A 26,152-nucleotide genomic window follows, 5' to 3' on the forward strand; every position below is an offset into this window, starting at 1 on the left:
GCCACCCTGTCCCGTCCCACTCGATGCCGGGGTCGGGTTCGAGGAAGGCGAAGAGGGTGGTGGCGATGCCGAGGCGCGCGCGCTCACCTCGACCCGTCGAGATAGGCCAGGACGGCCAGCACGCGACGGTTGTGGTCGTCGGAGGCGGCCAGGCCGAGCTTGGCGAAGACGGCGGCGATGTGCTTGCCGACGGTGCCCTCGCTGATGAACAGCCCTGCCGCGATGGCGGCGTTCGAGCGTCCCTCCGCCATGAGTCCGAGCACGTCGCGTTCCCTCGCGGTCAGCGTGGCCATGGGAGGCAGGTGGGCGCTGCCGGTCACCAGCTTGGCGATCACCTCGGGGTCCATGGCGGTGCCGCCGTCGCGGACGCGCCTGAGCGCGCCGACGAACTCGTGGGTGTCGAAAACACGGTCCTTGAGCAGGTATCCCACCCCGCCCGAGCCCTCGGCGATCAGCTCGCGGGCGTAGATCTGCTCGACGTACTGCGACAGCACCAGGACGGGGAAGCCCGGCGTGCGGCGACGGGCCTGGATGGCGGCGCGCAGTCCTTCGTCGGTGAAGCCGGGAGGCAGCCGCACGTCGACGATCGCGGCGTCGGGCCGCGTGCTCTCGATCGCGTCGAGCAGCGCCTGGCCGGTGTCGACGCCCGCCACCACCTCGACGCCGTGCGCGTTCAGCAGGTGGGTCAGCCCCTCCCTCAGGAGATAGAGGTCCTCGGCTAGGACAACACGCATGGCAGCTCCATCGTCGCGACGGTCGGGCCGCCCGGCGGGCTCGACAGGGCCAGGGTGCCGTCGAAGCCGGACAGCCGCCTGCGGATCCCCTCCAGGCCGCTGCCGCCGCCCGGGACGGCGCCGCCCCTGCCGTCGTCGGTGACGGTGCACCGAAGGACACCGTCGGCATGCGTCAGCTCGATGACGACCTTGGTCGCGGACGCGTGCTTGCCCACGTTGGTGAGGAGCTCGGAGACGGCGAAGTAGACGGCCGCCTCGAGGTGCGGGTCCGGCCGTCCCAGCAGGTCGATCCGGACGTCGGCGTCGAGCGGTGCGTCCATGGCGAGCGTCCGCAGCGCGTCGGGCAGCCCTCGATCGGCCAGGATCGGCGGGTGGATGCCGCGGATGAGCTCCCTGAGCTCCGACAGCGCGCTCGCGGCGCTCTGCTTGGCCTGCGCGAGGACCGCCTTGGCAGCGGCGGGATCGCGGTCGACGAGGTGCTCGGCCACGCCCAGGTTCATCCCCATGGCCACCCACCTGGCCTGCGCGCCGTCGTGCAGGTCGCGCTCGATGCGGCGCAGCTCGGCGGCCTGGGATCCGGCCGCCTGTGCCCTGGTCACGGCGAGGTGCTCCACCCTCCGGGTGAGCGCCGAGGTCCTGGTGGGAGCCAGCAGCAGGCCGCAGACCCGCCCGTGCAGCCGCAGCAGGGCGGGAGCGGTCGCCAGGCCGAGCGCTGCCGCGGGCAGCCCGAGCAGCGGGCCTGGAACCTCCTCCAGCGCCGGGATCACGGTGCCGACGAGCTCCATGGGAGACCAGGTGAACCCGGGGATGACCAGGGCCAGCCCCGCCGTCCACGTCCACAGCCAGCCCAGCCAGACCAGCCCTCCCGCCACCAGCGACACAGGCGGCGCCGCGAGGACGACGGCGCAGAGCGGTTCCAGCGCCAGCCACAGCAGATCCCGCCAGGAGGCCGGATCCTCGGCGATCCACTGCAGGCGGCGCGCCCTGGCCGCCCGCTCGGGCGAGCGGTACACCGACCCGAAGGCCAGCCACCCGACCCGGTAGCCGCCGTCGGGGCCAGGCTCGGGCGCGGCCGGCTCTGGCGCGTACGGCTCGTCGATCACCGCCCCGTTCCACCGGCCTGCCAGCGCGCGCCTCCAGGAGACGAACCGCCTCGCGGCCGGCACGGCGCCCGGCCCTGCCACGTGCGCGACGGCCAGCGCGGCCCCCGCCACCGAGAGCGCCGTCACCGCCGCCAGCCTGAGCACCGCCGTCATCCTCGGCGCCGTCCACGACCACAGCGGTGACGGGCCGCGGCGCCGTACCGGTGCCAGCAGGACCCGTGTCCACCTGCCGTGCAGGCGCAGCGTGGCGGGGCCGGCCGCCACTCCGAGCGCGGCGGCGGCCCAGCCGATCGGCCGGTCGGCGGAGACCGCGCCGTACCCGATCAGCAGCGGCGGCAGCGCCGCGAGCACACCGCCGACGAGCGGATCGAGCAGCATCCACCACAGGTCGCGGGCGGTGGCCGGGTCGCGCGCGACCCACTCGAGACCGCGCAGGTAGCCGGGGATCCACGGCGAGCGGAACAGGTCGTCGCCGTGCCGGTACCAGCCGTCCAGGTCACGGAGCGGCGGCTCGGGCGCCGGGTGGTAGGGCCGGTCGATCGGCTCCCCCGACCAGCGGCCCGCGAGCCACCTGGCGAGGCCGGGCAGCGCCCGCGCCCGCGCCACGACCAAGGCCGGGGACGGCACGCCCGCGTGCGCGCAGACGAACGTCACGACGAGCACGACGGGACAGGCCAGCGCCACCAGCACGAGGACGGCGCAGCGCAAGGGGGCGAGCGCGTACCTGCCTGCCATGGTCATCGTCCCCGCCGTCGTCATCGCGTCCGACCCATGAAAACACGGCGGCACACCCGTCGGCATGGGGGCTGGCACCCATGAGGGCCGGGTGCTGGGCGGGTTCTGCGGCAGGCACGCCGTTCGTAGCGTCGACGTCACCCGTCGAAGGAGAACCTCGATGTCGACAACGCTCGAGACCGCGCCACGCGCGACCGTGTTCGTGGACCGGCTGCGCGTCGTGCTCATCGCGCAGGTGGTGCTGCACCATGTCGCGCTGACCTATGGGAGCTTCCCACTCTGGTACTACCACGAGCCCACGATGCGCGGCCCCGGCCTTCCCGCCGGGTCCGCGTGGCCGCTGGACCTGCTCCTGCTGCTGAACCAGACCTACTTCATGGGCCTGTTCTTCCTGCTGTCCGCCTGCTTCGTGCCGGCCTCGCTCGAACGCAAGGGCGGGGCGCGCTTCCTGCTCGACCGGCTGCGGCGGCTCGGCCTGCCCATGCTCGCCGGCTACTTCCTCATCGTGCCGCTGGCCAAGATCCCCAAGTATCTGTGGCTCAACGAGCGCGAGCCGGTGCCCTTCGGCGCGTTCTACCTCGACGAGCTGGAGATGGGGCCCTTCTGGTTCCTCGCCACGCTCCTCGCCTTCACCCTCGCCTACGCCGGCTTCCGCGCCCTGCGCGGTCAGGCTCCGCCGCCGGTCAGTTCGGCGCCGAGAGCGAGGACGATCGTCGGGTTCGGCGCGGTGCTGGCGGCGGCAGGGGTGCTGTGGCGGATCTGGGAGCCGATCGAGCGCGTCCCCGTCCTCGAGGTGGCGGCCCCCGCCTACCTGCCGCAGTACGTGTGCATGTTCGTGGCGGGCCTGGCGGTCCACAGGCGGGGCTGGCTGACCGCCCTTCCCGCCTCCGCCGCCGGGTGGGGGTTCGGGACGGCGCTCGCGGGCGCGCTGCTCCTGCTGCCGGTGATCGTGGTGACCATGGGGGCGACGGGCGAGCCGCCCCTGCTCCAGCACCTCGCGCACGGCCTGTTCGACGGCGTGTTCTGCACCGGGATGACGGTCGGCCTGCTGTCGCTGTTCCGCCACAGATTCGCAGGGGCGCCGCGTACGGCCTTCCTGACCTCGAACGCCTTCGCCGTCTACGTCGTCCACGCGCCCGTGCTCGTCGCCGTCTCGGTGGCGCTGGCCGACCTGCGCGTCGACCCGGTCGCCAAGTTCGCCGTCGTCTCGGTCGTCGCGCTGCCCGCCTGCTGGGGCCTGGCCCATCTGCTCCGCAAGGCGCTTCCCCGCCGCGGGACCCAGTCATAACCGGTGGTTATGACAAGGGGTCTTGGACAGCGCCGCAGAGAGCGACCGAGCATGAACGCATGCAGCGCCTTCGCCCCGCCCTCTGCGCTCTGGTTCTCCTCCTCAGCGCCTGCTCCACCGCGCCGCCCGTCGCCTCGACGGCTCCCACCTCAGCGCCCGCCACCTCCCCGCCCGTCGCTTCCACGCCCGCGACGCCCGTACCCACGACGACCGGGGCCGCCGGCGGCGTGCCCGCCGATCACCGCGCGCTGGTCGATCGGTTCGTCGCGGCGATCAACGCGGGTGACGCGGGACAGGTGGCCGAGACCTTCACGCAGGACGCCAGGTTCGACAGCGTGGGCAGGATCTACGACGGCCGGACGCAGATCATGGAACGGTTCCTCGTCCCCGAGGTCATCGAGGCGGGCGGCGCCTACACCCTGCGCGGGGTGAGCGCCGGAGCGGGCGGCCGGGTGATCGCCGAGTACGACTTCGCCACCGGCCACGGCGGATCCGAGCACTTCACCTATGACTGCGCGGTCGAAGGCGCCAGGTTCGCCGACTGCGTGGGCCGCTACGTCGGCTAGCTCATTGCGCTTCATCACCCGCTAAAGGGCGTGGATCTCCCCCACGGGCACGCCGCCGCCGAGCACCTGGACCACGGAGAAGGCGTCGGCGCCCGACACGTCGCAGCCCATGCGGCGCAGCACCGACAGCGCGATGGCCGTCGTCGCCCTGGGGCTGCCGTCGATGACCTTGACGGCCGCCGTGTGGCCCGACTCCAGCGCCGCGACCAGCACGCCCTCCGCACCGCCCTTCACGACCGCGCCGGGGAGCGCCCTCATGAGCTCGGTGTTCTGGTGCCCGGTGCCGCCGACGTACTCGGGATGCTCCCGCATGGCGTCGGCGACCTGCCTCGGCGCGCTGCCTGGCGTGGCGAGGACGAGCGCCTGCACGGCCCTGGCCAGCCCCGTGAGGGAGAGCCCGAACAGCGGCGCGCCGCATCCGTCGACCGCCACGGCGGCGGCCTTCTCCCCCGACAGCTCCTCCACGGCGGCCCGCACCTGTCGCTGCAGCGGGTGGTCCTGGTCCAGATAGGAGGCGACGTCCCAGCCGTTGGCGACCGAGGCGGCCAGCATCGCGGCGTGCTTGCCCGAGCAGTTCATGCGCTCGCGGGTCTTGGTGAGCCCTTCGCGGATCAGCCGCCGGCGGGTGCTCTCGTCCTCCGGCCAGTCCTCGGGGCAGCGCAGGGCGTCGAGGCCGAGGCCGTACTCCTCGAGCAGTTCGGCGACCAGCCGGACGTGGAAGTCCTCGCCCGTGTGACTGCCCGCGGCGATGGCCAGGCGGGCGCCCGGCAGCGCCGCGCCGGTGACCAGGCAGGCCAGCGCCTGGAAGGGCTTGGCGGAGGAGCGCGGAAGGACGGGGGCGTCCACGGGGCCGAGCGCGACCTCGGCGCGGCCGTCGGGGGTGAGGCCGACGGCGCTGCCGTAGTGGACGCTCTCGGCGAATCCCGAGCGGACGACCTCGGCGAGGGCGGCGAATTCAGGCATGGGCTCTGCTCCTTTGCTCCAGGACCCTGGCGAGCTTGGACAGTGAGGCGTTGACCCCGAGGTAGATCAGTGCCACCACCACGTAGGTCTGGATGACCAGGCCGTTGTAGGAGGCCAGGACCTTGCCCGAGTACAGGAGCTCGCCGTAGCTGACCACGAAGCCGAGCGAGGTGTCCTTGAGCAGGCCGACGGACTGGCTGACGATCGAGGGCAGCACCCTGCGGGCGGCCTGCGGCAGCACGATCATCCGCATGGTCTGGCCGCGGCTGAGACCGACCGCCAGACCGGCCTCGGTCTGGCCGCGTTCGATCGACAGGATGCCGGCGCGGAAGATCTCGGCGAAGGCCGCCGCGTTCGACACCGTCAGCGGCACCACGAGCTTCCAGAACAGCGGAAGGTCGAGCCCGTACTTGGGCAGCGCGAACAGCACCACGTAGACCAGCAGCAGCGCGGGGATGACCCGTACGACCTCGACGTAGGCGGCAGAGGGGACGCGCAGCCAGCGTCGCTCCGACAGCCTGCCGAGAGCGAGCACCAGGCCGAGGGCCATCGACAGCGCCGCCGACACGACGGCGGCCAGCGCGGTGGACCACAGCCCGTCGAGCAGGTAGCGCCACATGGGCCAGGTGGCGTACGGCTGCCAGCGCTCGGGAGCCAGCTGCCCGTTGGCGGCGAACTGGCGGACGGCGAGCGCGGCGAGCGCGAGCGCGGCCAGGACACCGACGACCGTGGCGATCCTGATCCTGCGCCTGGCGCGCGGTCCCGGCTCGTCGAACAGCAGACTGCTCATCGGACCATCACCAGCCGCCGCTCCAGACGGCCCGTCACGAAGCCGACGCCGGAGGCGATGAGCGCGTATATCAGGCCCACGCCCACGAAGATCGGGATGGGCTGGGCCTCCACGAGGTTGATCCTTTTCGCCTCTTCGGTCAGGTCGACCACGCTGATCGCGCCGGCCAGCAGGGTGTTCATGGTGAGCGCGATGATGATGTTGCCGAGCGGCTGCACGACCGTGCGCAGCGCCTGGGGCAGGATGACGTACCACAGCGACTGCCTGAACGTCAGCCCGAGCGCTCTGGCCGCCTCACCTTGGCCCTTGCCGACCGAGTTGACGCCCGAGCGCAACGCCTCGGCGATGTAGGCCGCCTCGTAGATGGAGATCACCACGATCGCGGTGACCAGCGGCTCGGCCTTGATCCCGATCTCGGGCAGACCGAAGAAGGCCAGCACGAGCAGGACCAGCAGCGGGAGATTCTGGAACGCCTCCACGTAGGCGGTGCCGAGGGCGCGCAGCACGCCCACCGGGCTCACCCGCATGGCGGTGACCAGCACCCCGAGCACCGCCGCGCCGAGGAACGACGCGACGGTGAGCTGGAGCGTCACGACCAGTCCCTGCCAGATCACAGGCAGGTGGTCCAGCAGGACGGACATCAGGAACCCGGCACCGAGCCGATCTGCGGCGGGGCGGGGGCCTCACCCTGGACGACCGTGCCGATGGAGTTCTTCCACACCTGCTGCCAGACGCCGGCGCTCTGCGTCTTCTTCAGCCAGTCGTTGACGAACGTCTTGAACTGCTCGTCGCCGTGCTTGAGGCCGATGCCGTAGGGGTCCTGGGTGAAGGGGTTGCCGACCACCTCGATGGACGGGTCCTTCTTGGCGTTGGCGATCAGCAGCGTCTCGTCCTGGACGTAGGCGACGCCCCTGTCCTGCTTGAGCGCCTGCATGCACTCGGGGTCGCTGCCGAAGGTGACGATCTCGGCCTTCGGAGCCAGCTTCTTGATCGCGGCGATGGCCGGGGTGTTGGCGCCCGCGATGACCTTCTTGCCGTTGAGGTCCTCGGGCTTGGCGATGCCCGTGGTGCCCTTCTTCACGGCGATCGTGAGGCCGGAGGTGTAGTACGGGCCGGCGAAGGCGACCTGCTCGGCCCGCTCAGGGGTGATCGTGTACGTCTGGAAGACGACGTCCACGGTGCCGTTGCCGAGCAGCGCCTCACGCGTCTCCGAGGCGGAGTTGACGATCTTCACCTTCGGCTCGCCGATGATGTACTTCGCCAGCGCCTTGCCCATGTCGGCGTCGAAACCCTCGATCTCGCCGCTGACCGGGTTCTGCTGGGACAGCAGCGGTGCGTCGAGCGAGCCGCCGACGATGAGCTCGCCGCGCTTCTTGATCTTTTCCATCGTCGAGCCCGGCAGGATCGCGGCAGCGTCGGCGACGGGCGCCTTGGCGAGCCACTCGGCGGCGGCGGGCTTCGCCTCTCCTGGTACGGCGGGGCTGCCTGAGGTGTTCGTGCTGGAACAGGCGGCGAGGCCGAGGAGCGACACGGCGACGACAGCGACCATCTTCTTCATGGGCACCATCCCTTGCTTTCAGTGAGTGAGCACCTTGGCCAGGAAGTCCCTGGCCCGGTCCGTCTGGGGTCGGTCGAAGAAGGCGGCGGGCGCGCCCTGCTCGACGATCTGGCCGTCGGCCATGAACACCACGCGGTCGGCGGCCCTGCGGGCGAAGCCCATCTCGTGGGTGACGACGACCATGGTCATGCCGTCGGCCGCGAGGCCGGTCATGACGTCGAGCACCTCGCCCACCATCTCGGGGTCGAGGGCGGAGGTGGGCTCGTCGAAGAGCATCACCTTGGGCCGCATGGCCAGCGCGCGGGCGATGGCGGCGCGCTGCTGCTGGCCGCCCGACAGCTGTCCGGGCAGCTTGCCCGCCTGCTCGCCGATGCCGACCCTGGCGAGCAGCTCGCGAGCGGTCCGCTCGGCCTCGGGACGGCTGACGCCGCGCACCTTCATCGGGGCGAGCGTGATGTTCTCCAGCACCGTCTTGTGCTGGAAGAGGTTGAAGGACTGGAAGACCATGCCGACGTCGGCGCGCAGCCTGGCCAGCTCGCGGCCTTCCAGAGGGGCGGGCACGCCGTCGATGACGACCTCGCCCTGCTGTGCCGTCTCCAGTCTGTTGAGGCAGCGGCACAGCGTCGACTTGCCCGAACCCGAGGGGCCGATCACGACGACGACCTCGCCGCGCGCCACGTGCAGGTCGATGTCACGCAGCACGTGGTGCTCGCCGAACCACTTGTTCAGCCCGCGTACCCGAATCATCCGACCTCCACCCGTAACGCTCGTTACTTCCTTCGATATCGAAGTCAAAGGGGACCGTATTGGATGATTTCGAGATAAGTCAACACATTGTCGTACGAAGGTAAAGCGTGGTATTCATCTGCTCATGTCTGGCAAAGAGCGGCTTCCCGTGACCGGGGCGCAGGGGGGACTGCTGCGGCTCGTCGCCACCGGCCAGGCCGAGTCCCGCGCCGAGCTGGCGCGGCTTTCCGGCCTGGCCGCCTCGAGCGTGTCGCTGCGCGTGGAGGAGCTGCTCGAGGCCAGGCTGCTGGTGGAGGAGGGGTCCGGCACCTCGCGAGGAGGGCGAAGACCGCGCAGGCTGCGGCTGGCGCCTAGCGCCGGCCTGCTGGCCGTCGCCGACCTCGGCGCCCACCACGTACGGCTCGGCCTGCTCGACCTCAGCGGGACGCCGCTCGCCGTGGAGGAGAGGGCCTGTGACATAACGGCAGGCCCTGAGACGGTGCTCGACTGGATGGCCGACGCCTTCGACGACCTCCTGCGCACGCACGCTCCCCCAGGGGTGCCGCTGCGCGGCGTGGGGACCGGCATCCCCGGGCCCGTCGATCCCGCCTCGGGTCGCGTGGTCGGGCCCTCCCGCATGCCGGGGTGGAACAACTACCCGGTCGCCGACCAGCTTGGCGCCCGCTACGACCTGCCGGTGCTCGTGGAGAACGACGCCAACCTCATGGCCGTCGGCGAGGCCCGATCGTGGCCGGGCTCGGACAACCTCATGGTGCTCAAGGCGGGCACCGGCATAGGGTGCGGCGTGATCGTCAACGGCCGGCTGCACAGGGGAAGGGGCGCGGCTGGCGACATCAGCCACGTCAGGGTCCGCACCGACTCCTCTGTCATGTGCGCGTGCGGCCACCCCGACTGCCTGGAGGCGTACGCCAGCGGCGCCGCGCTCATGGCGGCGCTGGCCGAGGCGGGCGTCGCGGTGGACAGGCCCGCCGACATCGTCGGCCTGGTCAACGACGCGGTGCCGGAGGCGACCAGCCAGGTGCGCAACGCCGGGCGGCTGATCGGCGAGGTTCTCACCGTCCTCGTCAACTTCTTCAACCCCGACGTCATCGCGGTCGGGGGGAGCCTGTCGGCGGCCGAGCCCCTGATCGCGGCGATCAGGGCGGCGGTGTACGAGCGCTGCCTGCCGCTGGCCACCCGCGACCTGGAGATCGCCCCGGCCCGCGCGGGCCAGGACTCCGCGCTGCTGGGAGCGGGCGCTCTCCTGCTCGACGCGGTGCTCTGACGTCCTCGCCGACCGGTCAGACGGTCAGCGGCACCTTGTGGATCTCGTCGGCCGGGTGTCCGGCCCGCTGGTGGATGCGCTGGACGGCCTCCGCGTCGGGCGCCTCCGACAGGCAGTAGACCACGCCCTGCTCAGGGTCGGCCCACGCGTGCTCGAAGGCCACCCCCTCCTCGCTCTGTATCGCGAGGTCGGCGTCGTGCGCCTGCCTGAGCTGCTCGTCGGTGATGCCCATCATGCCGTGATGGACGTCCATGAACTTCGCCATGGCTTCCTCCCCAGAGGGCTGTGCCGATCATTCTCAGCGTAGGTCGCTCCCTGACCGCCCGACCCCAAAACTTCGCCAAAGAGGGCGCCTCTCCCCCTGTCCCGCGCACGCCTTCGCCACGGGCCGGTCGAGGGGGTGCTCCCTGCTGGTCACCGGAGATCGCCGCCGTGTACACTTCCTTACTGTTGATCTACGCGAGGAGGTGAGCCCCATGACCATGTTCCGGTCCGCACGGGCGCTCCTTGCCGCTGTGTCTGTCTGACCAGCGGTTCAGGAGCGTCGAACACTCCTGAACGAAGGAATCATGACAGTCAACGCTTTTCGCATCTCCGTGTCCGACGACGTGCTCGCCGACCTGCGTGCCCGTCTGGAGCGCACCCTCTTCACCACCGCGTCCGACTCCGCCTTCTGGGCGGCGGGGGTCGACCCCGGCTACCTGCGCGAGCTGGTCGCCTACTGGGCCGACGGCTTCGACTGGCGCGAGGCTGAGGCGTCGCTCAACGCCTTCCCCCACTACGTCGCCGAGGTGGCGGGGCGGCAGGTGCACTTCGTCCACCTGCGCGGCAGCCGTACAGAAGGCGGGCCCGCGCCGCTGCCGCTGGTGCTGACCCATGGCTGGCCCAGCAGCTTCGTCGAGATGCTGCGCGTCGCGCCGCTGCTGGCCGACCCCGACGATCCCGCGGACGCCTTCGACGTGGTCATCCCCTCGCTGCCCGGCTTCCTGTTCTCGGAGCTGCCTCGGGAGCCGTTCACCCGCAGGGGCGTCGCGGAGATCTGGCACTCGCTCATGACCGAGGCCCTCGGCTACGAGCGCTTCGGCGCGTTCGGCGGGGACATCGGCGGCGGCGTGACGCAGTGGCTCGGCGCCCTGTATCCGGGCGAGGTGGCCGGGGTGCACGTCACCTCTGCCGTGCTCACGACCGACTTCAGCCAGTCGCCCGCCACCCCCGAGGAGCAGGCCTATCTCGACGGGCTCGCCGCCTACGACCTCAGGGACCAGGGCTACAGCGAGATCATGTGGACCAGGCCCGACACGATCGCCGCCGCCCTGATGGACTCACCGGCCGGGCTGGTCGCCTGGATCATCGACAAGTACCGCGACTGGAGCGACTGCGACGGCGACCTGGAGACCCGCTGGGACAAGGACACGATCCTGACCGTCGCCACGCTCTACTGGGCCACCGGCACGATCGGCTCGTCCTTCCGCCAGTACTACGACTACCCGCACAACAAGCCCGTCCCGCCCATCACCGTGCCCTCGGCGATCACCCTGAGCAACGAGCCCGCCTACGCGAACCTGCCCAGGAGCCTGCCCGAACGCGTCTGCACCGACCTGCGCCACTGGAGCACGCCGGGGCGCGGCGGCCACTTCATGTCGCATGAGGAGCCCGAACAGGTCGCCCGCGAGCTCAGGACGTTCTTCGGCCCGCTGAGGCGCCAAGTCTGATCGCTCCCCCGCCGGGCGGCCGTACCTCTGACCGCCCGGCGGGTCGCCGATCACCCGGCGCGTCGGGGGCGTGAGGCTGAGCGCCCGGCGGGTCGCCGACCATCCCGCCCCACGCCTGAGGTGCGACCCTCGGACGCGGAAGCCCTACGAGGGCCAGGCGTCCGGCGAGCGGTAGTGGTTGCGGTGGCCGGCCTCCAGGACAGCGTGCAGGGAGGCGACATGCGTGGTGTCCTGCGGAAGGTCCAGCCGCCGCAGGAGGGCGAGGGCCGCCTCGGGCTCGAGGCCGCCGTAGACGTCGTGGTAGCTGCCGAGCAGTCCTGTGAACAGCGCGGGGTGGAGCTCGGGCAGCGTGGCCACCGCCTGATAGACGGGGTGCTTGGTCTCCCACGGCACCGGGCCGGAGATCTCCAGGACACGCCGCGCCCTGCGGAACAGCGGGTCCACGGTCAGCTCGCGGAGCCTGCCGTGGGCCCGCAGTGTCTCGACCTCGTCACCCAGCACCTCGCCGAACGCGGCCGCCGCCGTGGCGCGGTCCTCGAACCAGTCGACCCACAGCGAATAGGTGATGGGCTCGGCCGGTCGGGACGCCTCCAGCCGGCGGCGGTAGGCGGCCCACAGCGCCCCCGCCTCCCTCGGGTCGCGCCCTTCCAGGACGAAGCCGATCTCGCACGTCACCCAGTAGTCGTCGAGAAGGTCGAGGAGGCCGAGGGCCAGGCGCAGCCTGCCGTCCTGGTCGAGGTCGGGGTCCTCCAGCGCCAGGCGCGTCCAGGTGTGGGCCACCTCGTTGGCCGTCAGCCGCTCCTGCGGCTCCTCGCCACTGGTCCAGGAGCCGTCGCCTACCGGGACGACTCCGTCCTCCGCCAGCCAGCGCCGCGCGTACTCCGCCATCTCCTCGTTCACATCGCACAGTGTGGGTCACCGAGGAACGCTTTCACAAACGCGATTATCCCGATATTTCACTGCCAGTCGAACGGCGAACGCGGAATGGAGCCCCCATTCGGCTGACATTCTCCTGAATCTGCGATCTCATATTCCCGCCGGCCCCTCAGGGATCTTCACGGGAACAAGGAGAGCCATATGGCACATTCGCGGAGAATCGCGGGAATCGCTGTCGCCTTGACGGCGGCGACCAGTCTCGGAGTCGTCGCCGCAGCTCCGGCGGGGGCCACGCCACCTCAGGACCCACGAGAGGTGCAGATCACCCGCTTCCTCGGCGAGCAGCGCCTGCCGCACAGGATGCCATTCGAGGGAACCACTGTCGGCGGCCTTTCCGGTATCGACAGGGATCCCCGTACGAATACCTGGTATTTCATCTCCGACGACCGCTGGCGATACGATCCTGCCCGCTTCTACACCGGCCGCCTCGATATCGACAGGGCGACCGGAGAATTCACCGGAGTGAGCGTCACAGGGGTCACCACTCTGCTGCGTCCCGACTCCACCCCCTATCCCGGCTACGGCCAGCCCGAGTCGGCCGATCCCGAGACGATCCGCTTCGACCGGCGCAGCGGGCAGCTGCTGTGGGGCCACGAGGGCGACAGGCCCGACGCGAACAACCCCACGGTTCCGGTGTCGCAGCTGTTCGTCCGCAGGATCGACCGTGAAGGCAGGCACCTCGGCGAGCTCCCCCTTCCCCGCAACCTCAGGATGACCGAGACCACCAGCGGCCCCCGCCGTAACTTCGGGTTCGAGGGTCTGGCCATCGCGCCACGGACCGTCGCCGCCATCACGGAGGGCCCACGCCACGAGGACGGCGAGCCGCCGACCGTCCGGCACGGCGCGCCCACGCGCATCACCGTCTGGAGCCGCTCGGGCCGGACCCTCGGGCAGTTCGTCTACCCGCTCGACCGGCTGCCCGCCGAGCCGGTCCCGCAGGGCGGCCACTCCGACAGCGGCGTCTCCGAGATCCTCGCGATCGACGACGACCGCCACCTGGCCCTCGAACGCTCCTGGATCGAGGGCGTCGGCTACCGGGTCAAGCTGTACGAGATCGACCTGCGCGGCGCCACGAACGTGCTCGGCAGGGACAGCCTGCAGACCCGCAGGCCGTACCGGCCGGTGGCCAAGCGCCTGGTCACCGACCTCAGCACGCTGCGTCCGCCGGTGCAGAACCTGGAGAGCCTGGCATGGGGGCCGCGCCTGGACACGGGCGAGTGCACGCTCGTGATCGGCTCCGACGACAACTTCGACAGCGCGGAGGCCACCCAGTTCCTGGCGTTCGCCGCCCGGGGCTGCTGACCGGCTCCCTGACACGGGAAGGCCCTGGAGCCGGGCCGGTGGGCCCGGCTCCAGCGCCTCCAGGAAGGCCACACCAGGGTCGGCGGCAGCCTCCATGGCGGTGTTGTTTGCACGCGGCTTCCCTGGAATTTATGCATTCCTTATGTCCGGCGAGTTTCGACACCTATTTGTGAAGGTGGCGAAGCAGATATTTGGGCGGCGCGCTCAGCGCATGACCTGAGCGGCAATCCCCCACGACCGGAGTTCCCCCGGCGGGCAATTCCCGCTGTTTTCAGGTGGCCGTTCCGTACGCCCGCGGAAAGGCGCCGGCCGGGGCATCGCCACGTGCGCGTCTCGGCGGAGGAGAGCGCGCCTTCCCCTGCCAGGGTGAGCAGCGACAGGAGCCGCGCCGCCGCCACGGCGGGGTCACACGGACGCGGGCCGGCCGGACAGCGAGAGCCGCGCCGGCCTGTCCGCCGACGCTCCGCCGAGCGGGCTCGACATGCGCCCCCGGACGGCCTCGATCAGGCCGAAAGAGCGGGCGACCTGGGGATATGTCAGCCGGCGCAGCGCGCCTGAGCGCGCACCGCAACCGACCTGGCCCCTCCGGCAGGCCAAGAAGGTCGCGAGGTATCCGGCCTGGGGCAGACTCACCGACCCCGCCCGCGGCAGCGAGGTTCACACCAGCGCCTGACCAGGCGCGGACCTGCCCGGTCCACGATCGTTAGCACTCTCTGACGACCATGACAACTGCACATATAACCAGCCACCCACCAACAACACACCCACACTAGAGCCCTCCCGTCAAAACTGCCCCAACAAAGGAACTGCACGGACAAAGATCCGATTTTGGGTGCTAGCGTCCCATTTCAGAGAGCGAAAAGGAAAGGGGGCAACAATCATGATTCCTATGAAGCTCTTGCCGGTCCGCGCCGACCACTGGTGGGGCGGAGGTTGGGGCGGCTGTGGCCGTCGTCGCTGGTGGGGTCGCAGGAGGTTCGGCTGCGGCTGCCGCAGGCGGTGGTGGTGGTAGCAACGCCGCGTGAGAGTCGGCGGGCTTTCCGCCGGCTCTCATTCCAACCGGGGGCGAGCGGGGAACCGCTCGCCCCCTCCACGTCCATTCGTAAGACGTTCGCCGAGTTCTGGCCGAACACCAAGGGTCTGCGCTGGCTGTTCGTCTGCGGCATGATCCTCGCGATCGTGGCGGCGCTGTGCGAGGTCGCGGTGATCGCGCTGTTCGGCTACATCACCGACAAGGTGCTCACCACGGGCGACCTGAGCGCGTTCTGGGCTCCGGCACTGGGCTGGCTGGGGCTGACCGCCGTGGCGGGCGGTGTCGCCTTCGCCGGCACCATGACGACGGCCCTCGGTTCCGAACGGTTCCTGCTGCGGCTGCGCGACCGGGTCTTCGGCCACGTCCAGCGGCTCACACCCGACTATGTCGACAACCGGCGCCTGGGCGACCTCATGGCCAGGCTCACCGACGACATCGAGGCCATCGAGCAACTGGTCGGATCCGGGCTGGTCAAGGTCTTCACCACGGTGGCCACCGTCATCTTCTTCTCCGCGGCGGCCTTCTTCATCAGGTGGGATCTCGCGCTGGTCACCATGGCGCTGATCCCTGCCTTCCTGCTGGTCTCCAAGGTGTTCGCCTCCAGGTTCAGGACGGCGGCGGCGCGCGAGCGGCTCAGCAACGGCATGATGAACAGCGTCATCGAGGAGGGCCTGTCCAACCAGGCCCTGGTCCAGGCCTACAACCGGCAGGAGGCGGAGGCGCGCCACCTGCACAGGGAGGGGCGCACGTGGCTGCGGGCCAACATGACGCAGGCCCGGCTGTCGGGTCTGTACGGGCCCGCCGTACAGGTGCTGGAGACGGTCTGCCTGATCGTCATCATCGGCTTCGGCGCGTGGGAGATCGCGCAGGGCAAGCTCACCCTGGGCGGGCTGCTGGCCTTCGCCGCCTACCTGGCCTATCTCTATCCGGCGGTGCAGTCTCTCGGTGAGATCGCGCTCACGGTGTCGGAGGCGGCCGCGGGCTCCGACCGCGTCATGGAGGTCCTGGGCACCGAGCCCACGGTCACCGACCGGCCCGGCGCGGTCGATCTGAAGGAGCGAGGTCCTGGGCGGGTGGAGTTCGCCTCGGTGGGCTTCACCTATCCATCGCGCAGGCAACCGGTGCTGCGCGGGCTGTCCTTCACCGTCGAGCCCGGTGAGGTGCTGGTGTGCACGGGGCCGAGCGGCTCGGGCAAGTCGACGATCACGAAGTTGCTCATGCGCTTCTACGATCCCGACTCCGGCGCCGTCCTGCTGGACGGCACCGACATCCGCGAGCTGACCAGGCACTCGCTGCGCGACCACGTCACGCTCCTGCAACAGGAGAACCTGCTGTTCTCGGGAACGGTCAGGGACAACATCGCCTACGGCCGCCCCGACGCCTCGCAGGAGGACGTGGTCCGCGCCGCCACCCTGGCGGGGGTGCACGACTTCGTGATGGCGCTGCCCAAGAGGTACGACACGCGGATCGGGGCGCGGGGGCGGCTGCTGTCCGGCGGTCAGCGGCAGCGCCTGGCGATCGCGAGGGCGATCCTGCGGGACACGCCCGTGCTGGTGCTCGACGAGCCGATGACGGGGCTGGACGAGAAGACGGCGGCCCAGATCATGGAGCCGCTGCGGGTGCTCATGGCGGGCAGGACCACCATTCTCATCACCCACGACCTCAGGCACGTGCCCGTGGACGCCCGGGTGATCGCACTCGAGCCCCTCACGCGCGCCGCTCCCCTGCGGATCCGGCACGCGCAGGGTCTCAGGCGCGGAAGGGGGTCGATCACGGGCGCATGACCCGCGCGGCCGCGCAGCTCCGCTCAGTTCCCAGGCGGTCTGCGCGGCCGCGCGCTGCTCGGCAAGGGATGAGTCGCGTGCCGGGACAAATCGCAACTCACTCTCACCACATGCAACTCATTGCGAAATGACGCAAGCGTCATCCATGATGCGAGGGTCACGGTGCTGAGTGTGCGAAGGTGAGGACGAGGCGATGGCTGGGTTACGGGCACGCGCGCGACGGGCGGTCGCCAAGGTGGTCGCGGGCATGGTGGCAGGCGTGATGGCGGGCGCCGCGCTCGCCCTGCCGTCCGCGCCGCCGGCGGCCGCGCGGGGCGAGGAGCTCCTGCGCGCGGACTTCACCGGCGGCATGGCGGGATGGCGGGCCGTGACCGGCTCGCTGTCGGAGTGGACGACCGCCGAGGGGCGCGCGACGGTGGACACCAGAGGGCAGACCTCCGGCCGCTACCTGACCCTCGATCCCAGGCTCGACCTGCCCGAGAACTACGAGGTCACCGCCCGCGTCAGGGTCGAGGCGACAGGCGGGGCGAGCAGCAGGCCCTTCAACCTCATCACCGACTGGGCCGACCCCGCCGACGTGCGCGCCGCCAACCTCGCCGCCCAGGTGATGCCCGGCGGCGGGATCACGGTGGCCAGGCCGCTGGCCACCACCACTGTCTGCTCGGGCCCGGGGCCGCTGGTCGTGCAGGGCGACTGGTTCGACCTCACCGTACGCAGGGCTCGCGGCGTCGTCGTGGTGGAGATCGCGGGCGAGCGCGTGGCGAGCGTGGCGGCGCGTGAAGGGTCGGGAACGATCGGCATCGGCGTCTACCTGGCCAAGATCTCGATCGACTCCCTGGTGGCGCGCACGCTGCCGCAGATCCCCTCCGACCACCCCGCCCAGCCCGGCGGGTGCTCGTGGAGCGCGGCCGCCAAGCTCGTCATGGTCAACCAGAGCGGCTACGACCTCGAGGGGCCGAAGCGGTTCACCGCGCCGAAGGCGGCCGACGGCACCGCCTTCACCGTCGTCGACGAGGACGGCGCGGTCCGCTTCTCCGGGGCCGTGAGGGGCGGGGTCGGCGACTTCACCGCCTTCCGCCCGGCGGACGCGGGGCCGTACAGGGTGGTGGTGGAAGGCAGCGGGAGCTCCTTCGACTTCGGCATCGGGCCCGCGTGGACCTTCCGCGTCGCCTACCGGCGGGCCATCGAGTTCATGAGCGGCACCCGCTGCTACTTCGGCGACGCGGGTGTGTCGTGGGCCGGGTTCAACGCCTCGCAGTGCGGCTGGAGCGTGATGTGGCGCGACGGCGACACCTACTCCTTCGAGATCCCCACGCTCGTCGACCTGTACGCCGCCAACCCCTCGGCCTTCGAGGGGCTGCGTCTCGACACCGCCGTGTACAAGGGCCTGCGCCATCCGCTGCCGGCCGACGCCCCCGAGATCGTACGGCTGATCGCCTGGGGCACCGAGATGCTGCTCGACGCCAGGGTCGACACCACCCTGTGGAAGGAGCAGCTCGCCTCCTTCCTGGCCGCCTACCCCGACCTGTCGCCCTGGGTGCCGCGAGCCCTCTACGAGGAGGTTCGCGACTACCTGTTCCCGATCTGGGGTCAGCAGGAGCGCGGCAGGTTCAACTCCCCCTACGACTACACCGCGCACACCGGTGACCTGTTCCAGACCTACACCCAGCTCGGCACCGGCAAGGGCGAGTTCCCTCCCGGCCACTCCATCAGGCCGAACCTCGACATGTACGAGGTGGCGCTGCGCGAGGGCCGGACGGACGCGGGCCGCTACCTGGCCGCCGCCACGGCCAACGCGCGCTGGATCGTGGACAACCTCGACTGGGCCGACCCGCGCACGACGAAAGGACAGCGGCAGTCGGAGTACGTCACCGTCCCGTCCCTGGTGCGCTTTCTGACCGAGTATCCGGGGCACGCCCCCTCAGGTCTCCTGGCGAAGATCGAGGCATGGGCGCGCACCGCCGTCGACCGCTCGGGCAACCTCTGGGACTTCAGGAAGTACTCCGCCGACCGGTGGACGATCCCGTCGTTCAGCGGCGGCGGCACGGGCAGCGACCCCAACGAGACGGGCAACGTCGCAGGGTTCGCCGCTCCGGCGCTCGCCGCGGCAGGGGTCGTGCGCGACCCGAGCCTGGCCGCCAGGCTGCGCGAGGTGGCGGCGGCCCACGTGGACAACATCTTCGGGCGCAACCCCACCGGCAGGCACGCGACCTACCGCGCGACCACGGAGCGATGGGGCTTCGAGGGGGCCGACCTCGGCTGGTTCAGCGAGTACCAGGGCGGCGTCGGCATGCTGCAGGGCGTGCCAGGGGTGCTCGACGGCTCGCCGAAAAACGGGCACTACCCCTTCAACCCCGCTGTCGGCAACATCGGCCACACCGAGGGCTGGGTCTCGTTCAACACCGCGTGGAACGCCTCCCTCGCCTGGCTGGCCGCCGACCGTACGGCGGTGCGCCTGCTCGGCCCCGAGGGCGCGCCGGTCACCAGGGTGCAGCCGGACTCCCCCGTCACCGTCGAGCTCACCGCGCCGCTCAACCTCACCGCGGGGGCCCTCGACAGCGCCGAGGTCGAGGTGCGCGTCGGCGACGAGGTGGTCGAGGTGACGGTGAAGGAGAGCGCCCCCGACGCCGCCACCCTGCGCGGCGTGATCACGCCCTCGCAGCTGGGCGCCTCACCTGGCGAGGTGCTCGTCGCCTCCTACGGTCACGGCGACTTCGCCCGCTCGGTCCGCGCCCCCGTCACCGCGTGCGCGCGGGACTCCGCGCCGACGGTCGTCGTCGGGGAGGCCGACTCGGGCGTGCCCAACGCGGAGGACCCGCAGGGGTGCTCCCTGGCCCAGCGGCTCGGGCTCGACAGGACCTGGCCCGACCACGGGAGCCTGGTCTCCTACGTCGCCCGCGAGTCGCGAGCACTGGCCGCTGAGGGGCTCCTCACGGCGGCGCAGCGCGCCAGGCTGATCTCGACGGTCGCGGGGAGCTGACCGCGTCTGCCGTCACCGCTCTCGCCGGGCCAGCGGCTGCCAGCCGAGGCCGGCGAGAGCGGGCGACCAGTCCAGCACCCGCCGTTCGTGGTCGCCGGTGATCGTGTAGGCGGCGTGGCCTGGCTCCGCGCGTTCGAGCGCGGCGAGGAAGGCGGCGGCCACGTCGCTTCCCGCGGTGACCACGTCGTGGTGCTCGCCCCCGTAGGCGTGCCACTCCTCGTCGGGCATGGGTCCGACCAGCCGCAGGACGGTGACCGCGAGCCCGTGCTCCACCGCCGCCGCCTCGCACACCTGCTCGCCGAGCCGCTTGGTGAGGCCGTAGGCGTCGGTCGCGTCGGGTTCGGGGCTGGAGGTGTAGTCGCGTGCGGTGTAGTCGGTGAAGACCGACATGCTGCCGGCGTAGACGGCCCGCCGCACCCCTGCCGCGGCGCAGCCCTGGAGGGTCACGTAGGTCCCCGTCACGTTGGCCGCGAAGTGGCTGGCCACCCACTCGGGCCCCTCACGCCAGCCCGTCTTGCGCCCCATGGCCAGGTAGACGACGGCGTCCTGGCCCTCGGCCGCCCGCTCGACCGCGCCCGGATCGGTGACGCTGCCGTGGAAGAACTCGCTGCCGTGGAAGGGCTCGTCACGGGGAGGGCTGAGGTCCATGACGCGGACCGTGTGGCGGGTGGCGAGCACGGGCACCACGAGCCTGCCCACGGCTCCCGACCCGCCCGCCACGAGCACCCGCACCTCACGCCTCCGCTTCGGCCGCGAAGGCGCGGGCGAACTCCAGCGCTCTGCCGTACGCGGTCGCGACGATCTTCTCCCCCAGCTCCTGGCCCGCCAGGCGGGCGTCGCCGAGCGCGCCGCCCGCCGACAGCGCGTCGTAGACGAGCGGCAGGTCCACCCTCGGCGCGGGCGGCGCGGCATGCGGCAGGACGGGGAGCGCGGGGTCGGGCGGCCCGATCCGGTCCGCGCGGACGACCTGAGGCGCCAGCGCCATCGCCACCGACGTCTCGCCCTCGCAGGCGTGGCCGTATCGCTCGCTGCCCATCAGGTCCTGGATGAGATCGCCCGCCAGCGTCGCCCACATGACGTGAGCCATGATCACCCCGTGGTCGCGCCGCAGCTCGCGTCCGGCGAGCCTGACCGCGTCGACGTTACCGCCGTGGCCGTTGACCACGAGGATCCTGCGCAGCCCCGCCGCCGCGAGCGACTCGGCCACGTCGCGCAACACGCCCAGCAGGGTCGCGGGCCTGAGGGTGAGAGTGCCCGCGAACGGCAGGTGATGCTCCGACAGCCCGTACGGCAGGCCGGGGCAGAGCACCGCCGCATGGCCGAGGTCGGCGGCGAGCCTGCGGGCGAAGGAGTCGGCGATGGCGAAGTCGGTGTCGTAGGTGAGGTGCCTGCCGTGCTGCTCGGTCGAGCCGAGGGGCAGGATGGCGATCCTCGCCCTGGCGAGGGCCTCGTCGATCTCGTCGGTGACCATCCGCGCGAGTTCGTTCACCTGGTTCCTCCATGTGTTCTGACAGGGTGCCGGTTCATGGCGCGTTCCGGGCGAGGCCGTCGAGCACCCGCATCGCGGGCAGGACGTCGTCGACCGTGCAGGCGGGCCGCCGCCCCCGCGTGATCGCGGTGACGAAGTCGCGGTCCTGGCGGGCGAGCCCTTCGCGCTCCATGCGGTCGCCGTCGCCGCGGTCGACGAGGACGCCGTCGTGGTCGCGCAGCGCGCCTCCCGACAGGTGCAGGGTGCGGTCCTCGGCGATGATCGTCAGGTCGCGCACGGCCAGGCGCGAGTGATAGGAGAGGGCGATCGTGGCCAGCCCGCCCCCTGGCGCGCGGAGCACGGCCGCCACGTCCATCGGCTTCCCGCTGCCCTGCCACGGCTCGCCGCGCGCCCCTCGCACGACGACCGCCCCCGAGGCGTCGCCCCCGCGCTCGCGGGCGGACTCGGCGCCGAGGAACCACAGGGCCGCGTCGACGGTGTGCGCCCCGTGGTGCCACAGGACGTCGTCGCCCCAGTCCCTGGGGCGGCCCTCCATCCCGAGATCGCGCTGGCGCATCATCAGCGTGCGGGCCACGACGTGCGTCACGCGCAGCTCGCCCGCCTCGACCAGCTCACGGACGGCGAGGTAGGGCGCGCAGTGGCGCAGCGTGTGCGCGACGGCCAGTCGCCTGCCGGTCCGCGCGGCGGTCCTGGCCAGCGACTCTGCCTCGCCCAGGCTGAGCGCCACGGGGATCTCGCACAGCGTGTGGAGCCCGGCGCGCAGGGCGGCCTCCGCCTGTGCGGCGTGGTAGGCGTGCGGCGAGGCGATGACCACGGCGTCGAGCCCCGGGTGGGCGAACAGGTCGCCGGCGGTCGCGTGGACGGCGGGCGGACCGTGGCCGGGCGTGGCGTGGGCCTCGGCGAACGCCGTGGCCTGCTCGCGGTCGGGCCCCGCGACGGCCGCCAGCACCGCGCCCGCCTCCGCCAGCGCGTCCGCGTGCCGTCCGGCGATGCCGCCGGGGCCGACGATGCCCACGCGCACGCTCATGGGGCGAGCCCGAACAGCTCGCGGGCCGCGCCGCCGAGGATCTGCCGCTGGTCGTCCTCGGTGAGGTAGGGCCGCTCGAGGACGTGCCTGACGGCGGCGGCGTAGTCGCCCGGTGCGGGGTCGGGCCTGTTCCAGTCGCCGCTCCAGGTGATCCTGCGCGCGCCGTACGCGGCGACCGTCTCGCGCAGGTACGGGTCGGCGTCGGGATACGGGTACGGCGTGCCGCTGTTGGCGTGGAAACCGCCCCACATGGTGTAGGTCAGGGGGCGGGCCGCGAGGGCCAGGAAGCGGTCGAAGGCGGCGCGGTCGGCGTCGGGGTAGGTGGTGAAGCCGACGTGTTCCAGCCGTACGGGCAGCTCCGGCAGTTCGGCGAGCAGAGCGGCGAAGCGCGGGCTCGCGATGTCCTCCAGCGGCCCCCTCACGCTGGCGACCAGCCCCTCGGCGGCGATCGCCCGCCAGAGCGCCAGCGGGTCGGGGCCGGGTGAGCGGGTCTCGGCCCACAGCCTGACGCCCCTGACCAGGCCGGTCGCGGCGAGCCGCGCGACGTGCGCAGGGGCGCCGTGGGTGTCGGCCTCGACCATCGCGACGGCGGCGAACCTGCCGGGGTGCGCGGCGACGAGGCCGGTGAGGTAGGAGTTGTCGGCGTTGCCGATGAACTGGACGAGGACGGCGCCCTTCACCCCGGTCTGCGCCATGGCGGGCAGGTAGTCCTCGATCGGCGGGTACTTCCACCTGCCGACGTGCACGTGCGAGTCCACGATCACCGGTCGGCCACCCTGACCATGGCCTGGGTCCCGCGCTCGCCGCCGTGCGCGGCGCGCACCCGCTCGGCCAGCTCGGCCACCCGGTCGGTGCCGGGCATCGGCAGTTCGCCCGCCGCCTCGCGGATCAGGCCCAGATCCTTCGTGAAGTGGTCGAGCTTGAAGCCGGGCTCGAGGTCGCCTTCGGCCAGGCGTGACCACAGGTAGTCCAGCAGAGGGGAGCCCGCCACGCCCGGCCTGACCGACTCGCGGACCCTGCCGACGTCGAGCCCGCCGTGCACCGCCAGCGCGTACGCCTCGCAGGCGGCCAGCGTCGCCCCCGCCACGAGCGTCTGGTTGACCAGCTTGGCCAGCTGTCCCGAGCCAGGCGGCCCGTGGTGGACGACGGTCGATCCCATGAGCTCCAGCAGCGGCCTGACGCGCTCGAAGGCGGCGGGGTCGCCGCCCACCATGATCGACAGGGTGCCCGCCCCCGCACCCGCGGGGCCGCCGCTCACCGGGGCGTCGAGCACGGCCACGCCCCTGCGCTGCCCCTGCGCCGCCCATGTCCTGGCCAGGGCGGGGGCGGTGGTGGAGCAGTCGACGACGACCGTGCCGGGAGCCGCGCCCTCCAGCACCTCGGCCATGACCTCGGAGGGGAAGGGCAGCATCGTGATCACCACCTCCCCCTTCACCTCCGCGACCGTCGCCGCCGCGCTCGCGCCCAGCTCCACCAGCGGGCCCGTACGGCCGGCCGTGCGGTTGTGCGCCGTCACCCGATGCCCCGCCCCGAGGAGGCGCCGGGCCATCGGCTCGCCCATCAGGCCGGTACCGATCCATCCCACATGCATGGTCAACGACTCTACGGTCCGAACGGCCGAAAGAAAAGACATAGGTCAGAGGATTCCCGGTCGCGCCGGGCCCGGCACGATGTGCCCCTGGCGCACCTGGACGAGGTGGCCGGGCAGGCCGTCGTTGGCGCGCGGAGCGTACTGGCGGCTGTTGTACTCGAAGGCCGGCCAGTCGAGCGGCAGGGCCGCGGCCAGCCTGGCCGAGTGCGCCAGCGCCACGTCCACGGCGGTGAGGTCCTGGACGGTGACACGCAGGCCGTGGTCGCGGGCGTGGGCCAGGCTCCTCATCGCCAGGCTCTGCCCCCTGGCGGCCTTGACCACCAGGCCGCTCCAGCCCTCCTCGGTGAGGCGGGGCAGGTCCCGCTCGGCGGCCAGGCTCTCGTCGGCGAGCACGGGCAGCCTGTCGGCGATCCTCCTCATGCCGTCGGGGTCGGGCGGCGCGTCCCTGGGAAGAGGCTGCTCCAGGTAGGTGAGGGCCTCCCACGCCGGGCTCGCGCGCAGGATGTCGAGCAACTCCACGACGGCCGAGGTCTCGGCGTAGCCCTCGTTGGGGTCGAGCGAGATCGTGTGGTGGCCGCCGGGGCTCCTGCGCAGGACGCGGTGGACGTCGGCGACCCTGCGGGCGTCCGTGACCGGGTCCTGCCCCGTGAGCTTGACCTTGACGTGGGTGATGCCCTCGGCGCGCAGCCACGCCCGCAGCGGCCTGACGGGGCCGGCCGCCCCTCCATGGTCGCGGCCTTCCCCGCCTCTGACCGACGGCTCGGGCCTGGCGCGCCGCCCTGGCGACTCCAGCGGATCACCCACCCCGACGACGTGCTGGACGGGGAGCAGGTGGCGCGGGCGGCCGAGGGCGAAGCCCTCGTAGAGCGAGGTGGCCGGACGCCTCGCCGCGCGCGCCCAGCCGTCGTGAACGGCGTTGTCGACCGCTCCCAGGGCGAGGGCCGCCGCCAGTGCGGGCATCGGCTCGCCGTCACCTCCGTCCTGCGCGCCATCCCCTTTCGGCGTCAGGCCGGCGGCGAGCTCCGCGCAGATCTGGAAGGGATCGCCGGGCCCCGTCGTGAGCGCGGTGGCCGCGAGGCGCCCGGTCAGCGCGCGCATCGCCAGGTCGCGGGCGGCCCACGACAGCCGCGACACCGGCCATGACCAGGCAACCGACAGGACGCTCGCGCCCTGTCCGCACGCCAGGCGGCCGGCGCGGTCCTCGACGGTCACCCTGACGATCGCCAGGGTGAACCTGTCGACCGTTGCGCCCGCGAGGCGTAAGGGGTGGTCGAGCTCGATGTCGCGGAAGGTGGCCGCCGCCTCGCGGATCGCTATGTCTGTCGAACGCATCTCGCCAACCTAGGACCTAGGATCTATCTTCGGAGCTACCATTGCACCACACGCAGGGAGCGCCGTGAAGATCGTGAGCTTGCCGTACGACCCGGTCGCCTCCGAGCGACGCCGCCTCGACCTGCTGGAACCGGCGCGGGTGCGCGCGCCGTACGCCCTCTGCTTCGTGCACGGCGGCGGCTGGACAGGCGGCGCCAGGGAGCAGTGGCACGAGCGGATGCGCGCGGCGGCGGGCAAGGGCACAGTGAGCGCGTCGCTCGGCTACCGGGTCGGCGGGCGGCTGGCGGAGATGACGGCGGACGTGGCCGACGGCTACCACCGCCTGAGGGGGCTGCTCGGCGAGCTGCCCGTCGCCCTGGTCGGCAGCTCGGCGGGCGCGCATCTGGCCACGCTGCTCGCCCTTGCCGGCCACCGCGAGGGCGAGGCGCCGCTGGCGTGCGTGAGCCTCAACGGGCCTGGCACGCCGTTCCCCTGGCAGGGCATGCACCCGGAGATCGGGCCGGCCGTCCAGCGGCTCGCGGAGGAGGGGGGCGACGCGGCCGACCCCGGGGCGCTCGCCCACGCCGGAGCGCCGCCCTTCCTGTTCGTCGTGGTCGGCAAGGAGCGCTTCTTCCCGCATGCCCACGTCCACGCCCTGGCCGCCCTGCTGCCCTCCGCCAGGGTCGTGACCCTGCCCGGCGCCGAGCACGGCTTCTTCTACCGCACCGGCTCCGAGGGCTCGGCCGCCGCTCAGGCGGAGATCGAGGCGTTCCTCACGGCCTCGGTGACCGATTCCAGCACGCGGACCGGCGCCAGCAGGTCGTCGGCTCCGAGCGGCCACTCCCCCGTGTCCACCATGTCGGCGAAGCGCCGCAGCGAGGGCAGCGTGTAGTCCTTGCCGAGCAGCAGCCGATCGGCGGCGACGGCCTTCGCCCCGACCACCTGGAGGTGGAAGGGCACGGCGGTCGAGGCGTCGCGTTCGACCAGGTTGATCACGGCGTGCGCGTCCCCCGCCCGCACGGTGGCGAGGACCGCGCCCTCCAGCACCGACACGACGGGCGCGGCGGTGGGCGTGGGCAGCAGGTGCAGGGCCAGCTCGACCGCGTGCACGCCGTAGAAGCCGACCCCGCCGAACGGGCTGTCGCGCTGGACGGGCCCGGTGGCGACCACCGCGCGCAACTCGCCCACCTCGGACGACAGCTCCTCCAGCGCCGCGTTCCAGCGCAGCGCGCTGAAGGA

At 72.0% G+C, this 26,152-nt stretch carries 23 protein-coding genes; 8 read left to right on the forward strand and 15 right to left on the reverse strand.

All coding sequences use genetic code 11. The annotated features are described in order from the left end of the window. Nucleotides 1–83: 83 nt before the first annotated feature. Both FHR33_RS16585 and FHR33_RS16590 read right to left on the reverse strand, forming a co-directional pair. Nucleotides 84–734, reverse strand: a complete 651-nt coding sequence (locus tag FHR33_RS16585; protein ID WP_183648236.1) for a LuxR C-terminal-related transcriptional regulator — start codon at nt 732–734, stop codon at nt 84–86. After that, nucleotides 719–2,596: a sensor histidine kinase gene (locus FHR33_RS16590; RefSeq protein ID WP_183648239.1), complete on the reverse strand. Its 1,878-nt coding sequence runs from the start codon at nt 2,594–2,596 to the stop codon at nt 719–721. Before FHR33_RS16590 ends, FHR33_RS16585 begins: the two co-directional genes overlap by 16 nt. Before the next feature lie 136 nt (nt 2,597–2,732). Here FHR33_RS16590 and FHR33_RS16595 point away from each other — a divergent pair, with 136 nt between their 5' ends. Both FHR33_RS16595 and FHR33_RS16600 read left to right on the forward strand, forming a co-directional pair. Next, entirely contained in the window at nt 2,733–3,860 is a 1,128-nt protein-coding gene (locus FHR33_RS16595) for an acyltransferase family protein (RefSeq protein WP_183648242.1), read from the forward strand. 59 nt (nt 3,861–3,919) lie between these two features. Further along, a complete protein-coding gene (locus FHR33_RS16600; RefSeq protein ID WP_183648245.1) occupies nt 3,920–4,426 on the forward strand; it encodes a nuclear transport factor 2 family protein in 507 nt (168 codons plus the stop codon). Between the two features lie 21 nt (nt 4,427–4,447). Here FHR33_RS16600 and FHR33_RS16605 read toward each other — a convergent pair whose 3' ends face one another. Genes FHR33_RS16605 through FHR33_RS16625 form a run of 5 tightly spaced genes read right to left on the reverse strand, consistent with a single transcriptional unit; the run spans nt 4,448 to nt 8,484 of the window. Next, nucleotides 4,448–5,389 carry an asparaginase gene (locus FHR33_RS16605; protein ID WP_183648248.1) on the reverse strand — a complete coding sequence of 314 codons (942 nt, stop codon included), beginning with the start codon at nt 5,387–5,389 and terminating at the stop codon, nt 4,448–4,450. Next, complete coding sequence (locus tag FHR33_RS16610) at nt 5,382–6,179, reverse strand: amino acid ABC transporter permease (protein WP_183648251.1); 798 nt, start codon at nt 6,177–6,179, stop codon at nt 5,382–5,384. Before FHR33_RS16610 ends, FHR33_RS16605 begins: the two co-directional genes overlap by 8 nt. Continuing rightward, nucleotides 6,176–6,820 carry an amino acid ABC transporter permease gene (locus tag FHR33_RS16615; RefSeq protein WP_183648254.1) on the reverse strand — a complete coding sequence of 215 codons (645 nt, stop codon included), beginning with the start codon at nt 6,818–6,820 and terminating at the stop codon, nt 6,176–6,178. Before FHR33_RS16615 ends, FHR33_RS16610 begins: the two co-directional genes overlap by 4 nt. Next, nucleotides 6,820–7,737, reverse strand: coding sequence for a glutamate ABC transporter substrate-binding protein (locus FHR33_RS16620; protein WP_246451940.1), 918 nt, complete (start codon nt 7,735–7,737; stop codon nt 6,820–6,822). The genes FHR33_RS16615 and FHR33_RS16620 overlap by 1 nt, the downstream gene beginning before the upstream one ends. A gap of 18 nt (nt 7,738–7,755) precedes the next feature. Beyond that, the gene (locus FHR33_RS16625) at nt 7,756–8,484 is read right to left on the reverse strand and encodes an amino acid ABC transporter ATP-binding protein (RefSeq protein WP_183648260.1); all 729 of its coding nucleotides are present in this window, start codon (nt 8,482–8,484) and stop codon (nt 7,756–7,758) included. Nucleotides 8,485–8,608: 124 nt separating this feature from the next. On the opposite strand from FHR33_RS16625, the gene FHR33_RS16630 reads away from it, so the two are divergent. Continuing rightward, the gene (locus FHR33_RS16630) at nt 8,609–9,748 is read left to right on the forward strand and encodes an ROK family transcriptional regulator (RefSeq protein ID WP_221241129.1); all 1,140 of its coding nucleotides are present in this window, start codon (nt 8,609–8,611) and stop codon (nt 9,746–9,748) included. 16 nt (nt 9,749–9,764) lie between these two features. On the opposite strand, the gene FHR33_RS16635 is transcribed toward FHR33_RS16630, so the two are convergent. After that, nucleotides 9,765–10,013 carry an SCO4226 family nickel-binding protein gene (locus tag FHR33_RS16635; RefSeq protein ID WP_183648263.1) on the reverse strand — a complete coding sequence of 83 codons (249 nt, stop codon included), beginning with the start codon at nt 10,011–10,013 and terminating at the stop codon, nt 9,765–9,767. 304 nt (nt 10,014–10,317) lie between these two features. On the opposite strand from FHR33_RS16635, the gene FHR33_RS16640 reads away from it, so the two are divergent. Further along, entirely contained in the window at nt 10,318–11,460 is a 1,143-nt protein-coding gene (locus tag FHR33_RS16640; RefSeq protein WP_183648266.1) for an epoxide hydrolase family protein, read from the forward strand. Nucleotides 11,461–11,604: 144 nt separating this feature from the next. Here the strand turns inward: FHR33_RS16640 and FHR33_RS16645 are convergent, their stop codons facing one another. Continuing rightward, a complete protein-coding gene (locus FHR33_RS16645) occupies nt 11,605–12,360 on the reverse strand; it encodes a hypothetical protein (RefSeq protein WP_221241130.1) in 756 nt (251 codons plus the stop codon). A 291-nt stretch (nt 12,361–12,651) separates the two neighbouring features. Here FHR33_RS16645 and FHR33_RS16650 point away from each other — a divergent pair, with 291 nt between their 5' ends. The 3 genes from FHR33_RS16650 (at nt 12,652) to FHR33_RS16660 (ending at nt 19,495) form a co-directional block, all read left to right on the forward strand. Then, a complete protein-coding gene (locus FHR33_RS16650; protein ID WP_312895566.1) occupies nt 12,652–13,698 on the forward strand; it encodes an esterase-like activity of phytase family protein in 1,047 nt (348 codons plus the stop codon). A 1,164-nt stretch (nt 13,699–14,862) separates the two neighbouring features. Further along, nucleotides 14,863–16,515: an ABC transporter ATP-binding protein gene (locus tag FHR33_RS16655; protein ID WP_246451942.1), complete on the forward strand. Its 1,653-nt coding sequence runs from the start codon at nt 14,863–14,865 to the stop codon at nt 16,513–16,515. Between the two features lie 193 nt (nt 16,516–16,708). Next, nucleotides 16,709–19,495, forward strand: coding sequence for an early set domain-containing protein (locus tag FHR33_RS16660; RefSeq protein ID WP_183648273.1), 2,787 nt, complete (start codon nt 16,709–16,711; stop codon nt 19,493–19,495). Between the two features lie 12 nt (nt 19,496–19,507). On the opposite strand, the gene FHR33_RS16665 is transcribed toward FHR33_RS16660, so the two are convergent. Genes FHR33_RS16665 through FHR33_RS16690 form a run of 6 tightly spaced genes read right to left on the reverse strand, consistent with a single transcriptional unit; the run spans nt 19,508 to nt 24,934 of the window. Further along, complete coding sequence (locus tag FHR33_RS16665; RefSeq protein WP_183648276.1) at nt 19,508–20,227, reverse strand: NAD-dependent epimerase/dehydratase family protein; 720 nt, start codon at nt 20,225–20,227, stop codon at nt 19,508–19,510. A gap of 1 nt (nt 20,228) precedes the next feature. Next, nucleotides 20,229–20,984 carry a creatininase family protein gene (locus FHR33_RS16670; protein WP_183648279.1) on the reverse strand — a complete coding sequence of 252 codons (756 nt, stop codon included), beginning with the start codon at nt 20,982–20,984 and terminating at the stop codon, nt 20,229–20,231. A 34-nt stretch (nt 20,985–21,018) separates the two neighbouring features. Further along, complete coding sequence (locus tag FHR33_RS16675; protein WP_183648282.1) at nt 21,019–22,011, reverse strand: Gfo/Idh/MocA family protein; 993 nt, start codon at nt 22,009–22,011, stop codon at nt 21,019–21,021. Further along, on the reverse strand, nt 22,008–22,775 hold the full coding sequence (locus FHR33_RS16680; protein WP_183648285.1) for an amidohydrolase family protein: 768 nt from the start codon (nt 22,773–22,775) through the stop codon (nt 22,008–22,010). Before FHR33_RS16680 ends, FHR33_RS16675 begins: the two co-directional genes overlap by 4 nt. Beyond that, complete coding sequence (locus FHR33_RS16685) at nt 22,772–23,602, reverse strand: NAD(P)-dependent oxidoreductase (RefSeq protein ID WP_183648288.1); 831 nt, start codon at nt 23,600–23,602, stop codon at nt 22,772–22,774. The genes FHR33_RS16680 and FHR33_RS16685 overlap by 4 nt, the downstream gene beginning before the upstream one ends. A gap of 45 nt (nt 23,603–23,647) precedes the next feature. Next, nucleotides 23,648–24,934: an enolase C-terminal domain-like protein gene (locus FHR33_RS16690; protein WP_183648291.1), complete on the reverse strand. Its 1,287-nt coding sequence runs from the start codon at nt 24,932–24,934 to the stop codon at nt 23,648–23,650. Between the two features lie 64 nt (nt 24,935–24,998). On the opposite strand from FHR33_RS16690, the gene FHR33_RS52630 reads away from it, so the two are divergent. After that, nucleotides 24,999–25,805: an alpha/beta hydrolase gene (locus FHR33_RS52630; RefSeq protein WP_312895567.1), complete on the forward strand. Its 807-nt coding sequence runs from the start codon at nt 24,999–25,001 to the stop codon at nt 25,803–25,805. The last annotated feature ends 347 nt before the right edge of the window (nt 25,806–26,152 follow it).

Source organism: Nonomuraea dietziae, assembly GCF_014195505.1.
Lineage (GTDB): Bacteria > Actinomycetota > Actinomycetes > Streptosporangiales > Streptosporangiaceae > Nonomuraea > Nonomuraea roseola.